This window comes from Microcoleus sp. Pol12B3 (assembly GCF_036701355.1).
Taxonomy (GTDB): Bacteria; Cyanobacteriota; Cyanobacteriia; order Cyanobacteriales; family Microcoleaceae; genus Microcoleus.
Genome location: NZ_JAUBQS010000038.1, coordinates 18668 through 32112, shown reverse-complemented (window position 1 = coordinate 32112; position 13445 = coordinate 18668). Strand labels below are relative to the sequence as shown.

Genomic DNA, 13445 nt, shown 5'->3' with positions numbered 1-13445 from the left:
GTAATTGGAAATTGGTAATTAATTGGAAATTGAAAATTGAGAATAGTTATTTCATAATTGCTCCGACTTCCTTCTTCATTCTTTATTCTGACTTCAGCAGCAGAAGGAACGATCGATAATTAATCCGTGTAGCGGTGTCAAAATCCGTGTCGTGCCTTGATTATTCAATGACGATCGCAATTTTGCCGATCGCGCGGCCCGTTTCGCTGTAAGCGTGGGCTGCTGCTACTTCTTGTAAGCTGTAAGTGCGATCGACAATCGGCTCAACTTTATCGGATTCTATTAACTCCCGCAAAGCCTCTAAATCGCTGGGGTTGGCATTGGCTAGAATGAATTTAGCTTTTTTACCCGATATAAACCAGCTTGTTAACATCGGTGCGAGGTTCTCGAAACTTGGCAAAGTCGAGATATAAACTCCCTCTGGTTGCAGCACTTTTTCGCATTCAGCAAATGTTCTTTTCCCGACAGCATCTAAAATTATATCATATTTATCTGTTTGTTGAGTAAAGTCAACTTCCTCGTAATCCAGGACAAAATCTGCTCCCAAACTCTTGACCAATTCTCTATTTTTTGCACTGCAAACTCCCGTTACTTCCGCATTCATTGCTTTCGCAACTTGCACGGAAAAAGTGCCGACTCCGCCGGAAGCGCCGTTAATCAATACTTTGTTTCCTGCTTGGATTTGACCCAAATCCCTGAGCGATTGCAAAGCAGTTAAACCTGCGATCGGTACTGCTGCTGCTTCTGCATGAGTGATGTTTTTCGGTTTAATTGCTGCATCGGATTCTGGCACGGCCGCGTATTCGGCGCAAGCACCCCCATTGATGGGATTTAAGAAAGTATAAACTTCATCTCCGGGTTGAAATTTGGTGACTTCCCGGCCGACTTCCACGACAACTCCCGATATGTCAGAACCGACTATTCGAGGAAAGTTATATCCTGTTAATAGTTGCAGGTGTCCTTGCCGGATTTTCCAGTCTACGGGATTGACGCTGCTAGCGCGAACTCGCACTAACAATTCGTTGGATTTGGCTATCGGCTTTTCTAACTCTCGGTACTGCAATTCCTCGGCTGAACCGTAGCGATCGAACGCAACTGCTTTCATGGCAAATTTTCCGGTTTATTTCCAATAGAACACTCAATCCTTTACAATTACAGCACATTCGATCTAAATGTGACACAGTAAATTGAGCCAGCCTTGTAGCAGCGGGCGATCGACTCTTGGAGGCCTCCAGACAGGACGCAGGCGTGAGGCAATAGGTTCGCTGGCCAGTGCGATGGCTAGCGATTAAAATTAATAGGGACGGGGCGGGCGATCCCATAACCCTGAGCATAATCTACTCCAATCTCTCGCAATTTTTCTAAGATAGTCTCGTCTTCAACAAACTCAGCTATAGTTTCAAGATTCATCGCATGGGCAATACGATTAAACCCTTCAACCAGCGCTTGAGAAATCAAATTATGACTAATATTCTTGACAAAAGCGCCATCTATTTTTAGATAATCAACTGGTAAATTTATCAGATATGCAAAGGAACTCAACCCACTGCCAAAATCATCTAAAGCAAAGCAACAGCCAATCTTTTTGAGTTCGCTCATGAAATATCTGGCTTGCTCAAAGTTTGCGATCGCTGCGGTTTCCGTGATTTCAAAACCAATGGTCTGTGGGGGGACTTGGTAGCGAGAAAATTGTTCGATTAAAAACATCAGAAACTGATTGTTACTAATGCTAGCCCCAGAAAGATTGATCGTATACAATCCTTGACTGAGAGCATCTTTTTCCGGCAATTTGTGATACTTCGAGAAAAAATTTTCGATAACCCAACAATCGATTTCTGTTATCAACCCGTAACGCTCGGCGGCGGGAATAAACTGAGCTGGAGATACTATTTTGCCATTTTCGTCCAGCATTCTAATCAAAATCTCATAATGCTCTACTAATGGTTTAGAGGTAATAGAGACAATCTTTTGGTAGTAGAGACAAAAACGATTGGTTTCCAGGGCTCGGCTGATTTGGGAAATCAACTGCCTCTCACCACGTTGTTTAATTAGTTCGCTATCATCTAGACTATAAATATGAACACAGTTGCGGCCTCTGGCTTTGGCGGCATAACAAGCTGCATCAGCCGCTCCCAAAAGCTCCCTCAAATCTTGGCTTTTTTGGTCAATAGCAACAACTCCAATGCTGACTCCGATGATAAAGGTTTTGCCATTCCAAATAAACCGAAACTGATGTACTAGGTCTTTGAGGTTTTCCGCAATCTGAGTTGCTTGAGAGAGCGAACATTGAGTGAGCAAAATACCAAATTCATCACCTCCCAAGCGAGCCAGCATATCATGAGCACGGACTCCCTGTTGAATAAGTGCGGTGATTTGGCGCAGTAGTTCATCGCCAGCAATATGACCTACGGTATCGTTAACGACTTTAAACTGATCTAAATCTAAATAACAGAGAGCGTGCTGGTGATTGCTATCTTTAACAGAGGCGAGCGCCTCAACTAAATGTTGCTCAAATCTTCGACGGTTGATTAACCCAGTTAGGGCATCGTGACTGGCTTCCCAAGAGAGTTGACGGGTGAGATAGCGCGATTCAGTAACATCATGAAAGACGATGACTGCCCCGATAATTTGACCTTGGCGGTCTCGAATCGGTGCTGCCGAGTCAGCAATGGGATACTCTGTTCCATCATGGGCAATCAAAATAGTATTGTTAGCTAAGCCCACAATTTGCTCCTCTAATAGAGCCTTGTCTATAGGATTCTCTACTGGCTCTCGCGTTACTTGATCGACAATTAGGAAGACTGTAGAGAAAGGAACTCCTTGAACCTCATGACTCTTCAAGCCTGTCAGTCGCTCAGCTATAGGATTGAAATATCTCACATTACCTTGGGCATCTGTAGTAATGACCCCATCGCCAATTGATTGCAGTGTCACTTGAGCCAATTCTTTTTCGGCAAATAGAGACTCTTCGAGACGTTGCCGTTCTTCAATTTCTTTCAACAGACGTATATTCTGCTTTTGGAGTCTTTGTTGCAGCCTTCCGATAGTTAGGTGGGTTTCGACACGAGCTAATACTTCTTCTACTTGAAATGGCTTAGCAATATAATCTACCCCCCCTGCAGCCAGCCCTTGCACCTTATTAAAGGTTTCATTTAGCGCACTCAAAAAAATTATTGGAATGTCTGCGGTGCGCTCGTCAGATTTTAATTTTCGGCAAACTTCATAACCATCAATATCAGGCAATTTAATGTCTAGTAAGATTAACTCCGTCGATGGCGATTGGGCAGCTCTGATCGCCATTGCCCCTGTGATAGCACTGCGAACTTTATAACCCTCTGCCCTCAAAGTATCCCTGAGCAGACGCAGGTTATCAGGCAGATCGTCAACAATTAAAATATTGGCTCGGTAGTTTGTAGCTCGATCGCTAACCCTATCGCTAGTTCTATCGACAATCATACTCATTTCCCTAGTTTCCTGCTAGAGGAATATAAACATATGCACAAATAGTATAGTTTAATTATTCGGTTAAAAAAGTCACTTTACCCACAAAGAAGTCCTGCGATCCCCGAGATATGGGGCTGGCAAGGGGGCGCAACCATACAAAATCTGAATAGTTCGGTTAGAGGCAGCCCCCCGTGGTTACTCTTCTTCGCTTCGCCTAACATCAGAAGAAGAGTGTTTCAACCCAAGCAGCCGATTTATGAACAAGCGCATTTCTCACATGGCAAGTCTACTCGTCTTTGCGAGCGGATGTCTAGTGCTGCTGGGTTGGCAATTTGACATCTCCCTACTCAAAAGTGGTTTTCCCGGTATGACTTCGACCATGAAAGCAAACACGGCAATTTGCTTTTTGCTGGCTGGAGTGTCTTTGAGATTGTTGCAGTACCGAAGAACCCGACTGCACGATCGCATCGCTCAAGGGATGGCAGGATTGATAATCATCATGGGTCTGCTGACCCTGAGCCAGTATATTTTTGGTTGGAAGCTGGGTATTGATGAGTGGCTTTTCCCAGATTTCGTGTCTTCAGCGACTGCTTATCCGGGAAGAATGGGAGTAAATACCGCCCTAAATTTTGTGCTGATGGGAGTAGGATTGTTACTGTTAGGGCAAAATTCCCAACGACACACTTGGTTGGCTCAGATTTTTAGTAGTGTTGCAGCTTTAATTTCTTTACTAGCTTTATTTGGACACCTATTCAATGTCGATATTCTTGAACGGTTGGTCACAATTACGACGGCTCAACCCGTAAACACGATCGTCACCTTTTTCATCCTCTATGGAGGAATTTTATGGCTCCGCCCCAAAGAAGGATTAATGCAAGTAGTAACCAGTCCCCTAGTTGGCGGAGTCATGGTTCGGTGGTTGCTGCCTTGGGCGACAATCTTTCCAGTCACACTGAACTGGTTGACTCTTCAGGGACAAAATTTAGGCTGGTATAACGTTAATTTTGCCTATACATTGCGTTCAACTGTTATGGTTGTCACGTTCTCAATTCTCATCTTGGGGACGGCTCGCTTTTTGAACCAGATAGATTATAAGCGCCAACAAGCCAAAAAAGAAATTAAAAAACTTAACGAAACTTTAGAGTTTCTTGTAGCTGAACGAACAGATGCTTTACAAAAATCGCAGGCTCGTTTTGCGGGAATTCTAGAAATCGCCAATGATGCAATTATTTCAGTCGATCGCACTCAACGCATTACCCTGTTTAATCAAGGGGCAGAAAAGATGTTTGGCTATAAAATTGAGGATATTTTAGGGGAACCACTGAATTTACTGCTGCCAGAACAGTTTAGAGATGCACATCAGCAGCATATCAAACAATTTGCACACTCTTCTACCAGAGCGCGAAGGATGGGAGAACGAGGCGAGATTTTGGGTCGTCGTCGAGATGGAACGCATTTTTCGGCTGAAGCCTCTATTTCTAGGCTGGAAATGGGAGACGAAACGGTATTTACTGTTATTCTGCGGGATATTAGCGATCGCAAGCAAGTAGAAGCATCGCTGGCTCACATGGCAGCGATTGTGGAATACTCTGGTGACGCAGTTATTAGCAAGTCATTAGACGGCATCATTTTAAGCTGGAACAATGCAGCAGAAAAAATCTTTGGCTACAAGGCTGAAGAAATCATAGGACAATCTATCCTCATTCTAATTCCATCCAATCTTAGCCACGAAGAACAAAAAATCCTAGAAACGATTCGACAAGGAGAAACGATTGAAAACTATGAAACCGTGCGTGTCCGCAAAGATGGACAGCTTATCCACATATCTTGTACCATATCACCTCTGAAGGACGCAAAAGGCATAATTATTGGGTGTTCTGTAATTAAACGCGACATCACAGAGCGCAAACGAGCTGAAATAAATCGCAAACAAATAGAGATGGCTTTACGAAACAGTGAAGAGCAGTTTCGCCATGCGTTTGAAGATGCCTCTATCGGGATGGCGATCGTTTCACTTGATGGGCACTGGATTAAAGTCAATCCTGCCTTATGTCAGATTCTTGGCTACTCCTCAGAAGAGTTATTAGCGTTAACTTTCCAAGACATTACCCATCCTGACGATTTAGACGGGGATCTTAGTTATGCACATCAACTATTAGCAGGAACCATTTCCACCTACAAAATGGAAAAACGGTATTTCCATAAACAAGGACATATTATTTGGATTATTCTTAATGGATCGTTAGTACAAGATGAACAGGGTAACCCACTACATTTTATTTCTCAAATCCAAGAAATTACTGCTCGAAAAGCAGCTCAAGAAACACTAGAACTTCAAAGCGTTATCATGAATAACATGGCAGGAGGAGTGTGTTTAATTAAAGCCTCTGACCTCATTATCGTCTACACTAATCCTACCTTTGACGCTATGTTTCGCTACACAGAGGGCGAACTCGCAGGTCAACCCCTTGGTGTCTTGAATTATGTCAATACAAATTTTACACCAGACGTAACCGTTCTAGATATCGTCACTCAAATTGAACTGACCGGGGAAGCGAAATATGAAGTCCACAATAAAAAGAAAGATGGAAGTCTCTTTTGGTGCAGAGTTCATACATCCAGGTTTGAGCATCCTGAATACGGAACTGTATATGTTGCGGTTCAGGAGGACGCAACAGAGCTAAAACTGGCTGAGCAAGCCTTGCAAGCTACCACAAATCGCCTCAACTTTCTTCTCAACTACAGCCCCGCGGTCATTTTTAGCAGTAAACCTGCTGGCGATTATGGAGCAACGTTCATCAGCGAAAATATCAAAGATATATTGGGCTACGAAAGCAGAGAGTTTTTAGAAGATTCTAAATTTTGGGTGAATCACTTACACCCCGATGATGTAGAACCAGTGCTTAATGGCTTAGCAAATGTATTCGTTAATGATTTTTATTTCCACGAATACCGCTTTCGTCGCTCCGATGGGGTTTATCGCTGGATCCTGGGTCAGCTTAGGCTAATTCGAGATCCTTCAGGTACACCAGTAGAAATCTTGGGATATTTAATTGACATTAGCGATCGCAAACAAGCTGAGTTGGAATTTCAGCAGGCAAATGAAGCAAACCAAGCGAAGACTGTCTTCCTCGCCAATATGAGCCACGAACTCCGCACCCCCCTCAACTCAATTTTGGGATTCACACAATTGATGAGCTATGAGAGCAATCTGACCCCTTCTCTTCAAGAACGTTTACAGATTGTCAATCGTAGCGGTAGACATTTATTGGATTTGATTAACGATATTTTAGATTTATCCAAAATAGAGAGCGGACGGATGACACTCAATCTTTCCGACTTGGATTTGACAAATTTGCTGGCTTCTATTGAAGAAATTTTCCAAGTTAAATTTCAATCTAAAGAATTGCAACTAATTTTCGATATAGCTCCCAACATTCCTAGATTCGTGCATAGCGACGAGAAAAAAATCTATCAAGTCTTGGTCAACCTGCTCGGTAATGCGATTAAGTTTACCAACCAAGGAAGCGTCACCCTACGAGTAAGAACAACACAAAGTGACAAAACATCCTGCCACCTATGTTTTGAAGTTGAGGATACAGGCGTGGGAATTGCGCCCACAGAAATTGATACCCTCTTTAAGGTATTTGTGCAAGCCCAAGCTGGGAATAATTTGAATCAAGGCAGTGGGCTGGGTTTAGCCATCAGTCAAAAACTCGTCAAACTCATGGGCGGTCAAATTCGGGTTAAAAGCACTTTGCACCGAGGTAGCACTTTTTCTTTTGAGATGCCTGTACAGTTACCTCAAGCAGAGTCCTTACCCCCAGAATTAATTAATCAAAGAGTAATTGGTTTAGCTGCCGGACAACGGACTTACCGCATTCTTATTGTTGAAGATTTAGAAGAAAATCGTCGCTTGTTAGTCGAGATCTTGACCTCGGTTGGTTTTGAGGTGAGAGAAGCAAAACAGGGAGTGGAGGCACTCTCACTGTGGGAAAGCTGGCGGCCGCACCTGATTCTGATGGATCTACGAATGCCGATCGTCGATGGCTACACTGCTATTAAATATATTAGACAATGCCCTAAGAACCAAGAAACTGTCATTATCGCTTTAACTGCCAGTGTTTTTGAAGAAGAGCGAGAGAAAGTTCTTAGGGCTGGCTGTAACGATTTTATAAGCAAGCCATTTCAGCAGAGAGACATCTTTGACAAAATCGCTAAATATTTGGGAGTGCAATATATCTACGCAGTCGTAGAACAAACTCAAAAAAAACTATTGGTTGAAACGCTGTCTGTAGAAGATATATCTGTGATGTCCCCTCAGTGGTTAGAACAAATGTATCACGCCGCTTACTATCTCGATACCGAAGTTATGAACGAATTAATTGTACAAATTCCCGAATATCAAGCAGGTTTGTCTAACGCACTAACGGATTATATCAATAATTTCAATTCTGACAAAATTATGGAGTTGATTCGACCTTTGCTGCCGAATCCACTGTAGTTATAGAGTTTAAGGGCAAAGAAACTATAGTGCCTTCTGCAGTGGCTCTATTTCCAATAGAAACCCACATGGAAAAGGATTTGAAAGTTTTTGGAGATGTGTGTTGCAGATATCTATCAGCTTGAGCCAATAGCATACAGATTAGATGGAATGTGCTGTATCATATAGCAATTATATTTTTGGCATGAAGGGGATTGATTTTTTTTATTAACCGCAGAGGGCGCAAAAGCCACAGAGAAAGAGAAAAGAGAGACAGAAATGATTGATTTAACAGGAAAGGTAATATTAGTAACTGGTGGCTCGAAAGGGATTGGTGCAGTGACGGTGCGGACTCTGGTTAATGCTGGGGCCGAGGTGATTTTGCATTACTTTCGCAGTCAGAAAGAAGCTGATGCGATCGCAGCAAGTGTTGGGCGCGATCGCTGTTATTTATTGGCAGCCGATTTGATGGTAGAAAATGCGGCCTCGATGTTGTGGCGAGATGCTTTAAAATGGCGGGGTCATATTGATATTTTAGTTAATAATGCGGGGATTATGCAGTCAGCAGGTATCGAGGACAAATTGGATATTTGGTCGTCAGCTTGGCAGCAAACTCTACAAGTAAATTTAGTGGCAGTTGCCGACTTGTGCCGGGAATCTATTCTGCATTTTCAAACTCGCAGGGTCGGTACAATTATTAATATAGCAAGTCGCGCTGCTTTTCGCGGCGATGACCCTAATTATCTGCACTACGCCGCTTCTAAAGGTGCTATTGTTGCTTTAACTCGCAGTATTGCTAGAGGGTTTGCGGCTGATAATATTTTGGCGTTTACAGTTGCACCGGGATTTGTCAGTACAGAAATGTCTAATCAGTTTATTCAGGAGTTCGGTGAAGCTGATATTATTCGCGATATCCCGATCGGCAAAATCGCTCCTCCTCAAGAGGTTGCCAATGTTATCGCGTTTTTAGCGTCGGGTTTAGCTGCACACGCTACCGGGACTACGATCGATATTAATGGAGCCTCTTACGTGCATTGAGACAGTTCTGTAAAATACCTCTCAAGGCTCACGCTGATATCTTTTAAAACCAACTAATTTATCACTTTAGCAAGACGCTAAAAGCCTCATAAATGACTTAATCTTATATGAAAAGACAATCTGAGGAAAGTTGATTATGACAACAGATAACGGCACCAACACCAAACGAGTTGCCATACTCATCGAAAATGGAGTGGAAGATTCGGAATTTCTAGTTCCTTACAACGCCTTAAAACAAGCAAACTTTGACGTAGTTGTCCTCGGTTCGCGGACAAACGAAAAGTATGCAGGGAAACAAGGAAAAGTTGCTCAGCAGGCTGACGGAACTACCACTGAAGCAGTACCCGCAGAATTCGATGCAGTGATAATTCCCGGCGGTATGGCTCCCGATATGATGCGGACTAATCCCAATACAGTACGTTTTGTACGAGAAGCATTTGAGCAAGGAAAAATCGTCGCTGCTGTTTGCCACGGCCCGCAAGTTTTAATTGAAGCCGACTTGCTCAAAGGCAAAAATGCGACTGGTTTCTTGGCAATAAAAACAGACATGATTAATGCCGGAGCTAACTACATTAACGAAGCTTTAGTAGTTGACGGCAACTTGATTACTTCCCGCCAACCGGGAGATTTAGCAATATTTACTACCGCAATTATGGCTCGCCTCGGTTACGGCGGAAAAGCAGTCGGTTTGCCAGAAGAAACTGACACAAATGCAGAATGGTGGAAATTAGCTAATGGTTGGGGAGGCTCGACACAAGGGGACATTGTTAAAGGTTTGAATACCGCCCTCGCAGGGGAACGCTATGCTTGCGAAGCGTTTGAACATTATGCGGAAAAAACCCAAGATACCGATTTGCGATCGCTCTTGAGAGAAATGATTAAAAACAAACAGAACCACATCCTCGCTCTCGAAAAACGCCTCAACGATTTCGGTGAAAAACCCTCAATTCCTGCCCAAATTGCTGACAAATACGCTAAATTAAAAGCTTCGATGCAAGGAACCGATGAAACGTTCTTACTGCGGAGCACTCTAGGTGACTTGCAAACCGGTGTTGTCGATATCAACAACCTGCGGGTGAAGTTCACAGATCCCGTATCAACTGCAATTTTGACCGAGATAGAATCGGATTTGTCCAAGTGTGAGCAAGTCGTTGCTAAACTCTACCGCGCCCGTGCAGTTTCCCAGGAAATTAAGTCGCCTAAACCTTCCACTAGCCCTGCTGTAAAAATGTAATAAGCAAGGGGATAAATAAGTTTGGAGTTTTTTTGAGGGGGGAAAACCTGTACCAACCAATATCACAACTACAAACTCGATCGGCAACCCTACAATATACCCCTTTGCGGTAAAATAAAACCCAACACTAAAAAGCAGATATTCAACTAACTGCAAGGTGGAGGGTTTTATTTTTGTTTCAGCGGGACACGGGGGTTTGAAGGAAGCTTGTGGCACCCGTATTCATCCGTGCATCAATAAAAAATATAGTATCCGATAACCAGCCCCCGGATATAGCTGTTCTCCAGCGTGGGGTGAAGTCTGCCCAATGCCCAATAGTACCTCATGTTACTGATAAAGGCTATATATCCGTCAAGTCGCTTTCTTCAATTCTTCAATTCTTCAATTCTTCAATTCTTCAATTCTAAAATCTAAAATCGATTAACCAGTCCCCGGATACATCCGTCAAGTCACTTCCTTCAAATCTTTAATCTAAAATCTTTAATCTAAAATCTAAAATCGATTGACTTGTTCCCTCTTCCTTTAGACAGGAGACACCTGGGCAATAAATGCGCTACTGTGTTGCCAATATTTTGATGAGGAAAAAAAGGCTGTGGTTCCCTTACGCGATGAAAATCCCATTACTATCACTCCCTACGTCACCTACGGGCTGGTTGCCGCAAACATATTAGTATTTTTGTACGAACTCAGTTTGGGCGATCGAGAATTAACCCAATTCTTCTACTCTTGGGCCGTAATTCCTTGCCAGTTAAGCAATATGTGTGGTGTTGCTCTGCCAGTTTCGCCATTTCCCGAATGGACGACACTGATTAGCTCCCAATTCCTGCACGCAGGCTTTCTCCACATTGCCGGAAATATGTTATTTCTGTGGATTTTTGGCAACAACGTAGAAGATCGTTTAGGACACGTCAAATTTATAATATTTTACCTTACTTGCGGCGTTTTAGCATCACTAACTCAGTGGTTTTTTTCCTCAGCATCTGCCATTCCGTCCCTGGGTGCTAGCGGCGCGATCGCAGGCGTGATGGGAGCTTACATTCTCAGATATCCCCAAGCCAAAGTTCTGACACTGCTACCCTTGGGAATTTTTATTACCACCGTCAGAGTCCCCGCTTTCTTCTTTCTAGGATTTTGGTTTGCACAGCAAGCATTGAGCGGCCTGGCTTCCTTGAATGCCCCGGCAAGTGTCGGCATGGAATCCGGGGGAGTCGCCTACTGGGCCCACGCCGGTGGCTTTGTTTTCGGCGCTATTCTTGGGCCTTTGTTGGGACTTTTTTCTGAGGAAAATCAGATTTAATTTTTTACGGCAGATGAACGCAAATTAAAGCAGATAAACGCCGATTTTGTTGGCAGTTTATCTGCTTTAATTTGCAGTTTCAAACCTCGGATTTTTCTCAAAGTTCGGTGCTATTGTCTGGCACTTGTGGGGATTGTTTTATAAATATAATCAGGTTTACTTTTTCCCCCAGATAAACACAAATTAACGCAGATAAACTGCCACTAAAATCGGCGTTAATCTGCGTTAATCTGCGGTTTCAAACCTCTTATCTTCCTAGATAAACGTCAAGTCAAATTCCGAAAGAGCAGAAACCCCAGTTACACCATTTAACTTCGCCAAAATGCGAGAATCGCTGCCGGTGAGGTTATTGCCATTGCCGTCATAAATGATGTAAGTATTGCCGCCGGAATCGTAGGCAAACAAGAAAGCACTTCCTCCCAAAATATTTGCAGAAACAGTTGTCTGCACATTCAGCAGAACTTGACTGCCATTGCTGAGATTGGGGAATCCGGGGGCAAAATTAAACTGATCGGCGATCGGCACACCGAGACCGTTAAAATCAGTAATCACATCGTATCCGCCCGCTGCGATCGCAGCATCAATCGCAGCCGAAGAAGCCGCATCAAAGGCAGGCCCACCTTGTGCAGGGCTAGTATAGCGGAATTGATTGCTGCCGCCACCCCCCGTCATGGTATCTGCGCCGAGACCCCCTACGAGCACGTCGTTATCCAAATCGCCGTTAATCGTATCGTTGCCACCTTGACCGTCAATAGTATCGCTGCCCGCCAAACCGTTCAAATTGTCCGGCAAGGAACCCCCAACCAAATTGTTAGGCCCGCTATCAGCCGGCAAGATTTGGACGGTGATAGTACCTGTTCCCGGAATTGTCCCGAATCCGTCGCTGACGCTGTAGGTGAAAGCAGTTGTACCCGCTACGTTGCCGGGGATGAATTGCACTTGAGAGACAAGATTTACAGCTATCCCCAGTTGCGGTGTGCTGACATTAATAATGCTGAGCGTCCCTTTTTGCGGGCTGGAATCGTTCGCCAGTACGTCGATAAAAGTGGGCAGCAAATTATTCGTATTGGTAAATACGATGCCGTCATCAACAACTATTGGCGGCAGGAGAGTTGGAACAGTTACGGAGGTATCGAAAGAATTGATGTTAATTGCGACTGACGCTGCTGCCGTGCCGCCTTGGTCGTCAGCTACGCTGTAGCTGAAAGAACCGGCTTGCCCAATCACATTTGTTCCAGGTTGAAATTTCAGCCCGAGTAAATCCTGAACAGTTAACTTTTGGTTCACCGTGAGGGGGCTCGTACCCGTAATTACCTGACCAAAAGTAGGATTGGGAAGTCCGACTACGGCGATCGACAGTGGCTGCCCCTCCGGGTCGCTGGGCGCCGAAATGCTCAGAGACAGAGGCAAATTCTGCAAACCAGTCACCGTCTTCCCCGCTTCCACGATCGGTGGCTGGTTAGGAGTCGGAGATGTAAAACTCGGCGGAGTCGGCCCCCCGCCCAAAGGCGGAGGAGTTGGGGGCGCAGCAGTTGGAGTCGGGACGATCGAAGGACTCGGACTCGGAGTTGTCCCGCCGGCAGTCGGAGTCGGACTCGGACTCGGAACCTGTGTCGGCAATGTCCCCGTTGTGGGACTCGTGGTTGTCCCCGTGGTGGGACTCGTGGTTGTCCCCGCTGGTGTGGGAGTTGTGGTCGCTGGTGTGGGAGTTGTGGTCGCTGGTGTGGGAGTTGTGGTCGCTGGTGTGGGAGTTGTGGTCGCTGGCGTTGGAGTTGTGGTCGCTGGCGTTGGAGTTGTGGTCGCTGGTGTGGGAGTTGTGGTCGCTGGTGTGGGAGTTGTGGTCGCTGGTGTGGGACTGGTGGTGGTTCCAGTTGTGGGACTGGTGGTGGTTCCAGTTGTGGGACTGGTGGTGGTTCCAGTTGTGGGACTGGTGGTGGTTCCAGTTGTGG

8 protein-coding genes are annotated in these 13445 nt (G+C 44.7%); 5 read left to right on the top strand and 3 right to left on the bottom strand.

From position 1 onward, the window contains the following. Positions 1-160: 160 nt before the first annotated feature. Together QUA53_RS19015 and QUA53_RS19010 are read right to left on the bottom strand one after the other, a co-directional pair. Positions 161-1105 (bottom strand): NAD(P)-dependent alcohol dehydrogenase, encoded by a 945-nt coding sequence (locus tag QUA53_RS19015; protein WP_333099182.1) that lies wholly within the window; start codon positions 1103-1105, stop codon positions 161-163. 176 nt (positions 1106-1281) lie between these two features. Continuing rightward, entirely contained in the window at positions 1282-3456 is a 2175-nt protein-coding gene (locus QUA53_RS19010) for an EAL domain-containing protein (protein ID WP_333158757.1), read from the bottom strand. A 244-nt stretch (positions 3457-3700) separates the two neighbouring features. Here QUA53_RS19010 and QUA53_RS19005 point away from each other — a divergent pair, with 244 nt between their 5' ends. The 4 genes from QUA53_RS19005 (at position 3701) to QUA53_RS18990 (ending at position 11496) form a co-directional block, all read left to right on the top strand. Further along, positions 3701-7948 carry a PAS domain S-box protein gene (locus tag QUA53_RS19005; RefSeq protein WP_333099185.1) on the top strand — a complete coding sequence of 1416 codons (4248 nt, stop codon included), beginning with the start codon at positions 3701-3703 and terminating at the stop codon, positions 7946-7948. Between the two features lie 258 nt (positions 7949-8206). Next, the gene (locus QUA53_RS19000; RefSeq protein WP_333099186.1) at positions 8207-8965 is read left to right on the top strand and encodes an SDR family oxidoreductase; all 759 of its coding nucleotides are present in this window, start codon (positions 8207-8209) and stop codon (positions 8963-8965) included. A gap of 136 nt (positions 8966-9101) precedes the next feature. Next, the gene (locus QUA53_RS18995; protein WP_333099187.1) at positions 9102-10199 is read left to right on the top strand and encodes a DJ-1/PfpI/YhbO family deglycase/protease; all 1098 of its coding nucleotides are present in this window, start codon (positions 9102-9104) and stop codon (positions 10197-10199) included. 592 nt (positions 10200-10791) lie between these two features. Continuing rightward, positions 10792-11496 carry a rhomboid family intramembrane serine protease gene (locus QUA53_RS18990; RefSeq protein WP_333099188.1) on the top strand — a complete coding sequence of 235 codons (705 nt, stop codon included), beginning with the start codon at positions 10792-10794 and terminating at the stop codon, positions 11494-11496. A 255-nt stretch (positions 11497-11751) separates the two neighbouring features. Here the strand turns inward: QUA53_RS18990 and QUA53_RS18985 are convergent, their stop codons facing one another. Beyond that, positions 11752-12924 carry an Ig-like domain-containing protein gene (locus QUA53_RS18985; protein WP_333249012.1) on the bottom strand — a complete coding sequence of 391 codons (1173 nt, stop codon included), beginning with the start codon at positions 12922-12924 and terminating at the stop codon, positions 11752-11754. Between QUA53_RS18985 and QUA53_RS18980 the strand changes: the two genes are divergently transcribed. Then, a partial coding sequence (locus QUA53_RS18980) for a hypothetical protein (protein WP_333099190.1) occupies positions 12887-13445 on the top strand: 559 nt, incomplete at its 3' end. The two genes, QUA53_RS18985 and QUA53_RS18980, sit on opposite strands and share 38 nt — an antisense overlap.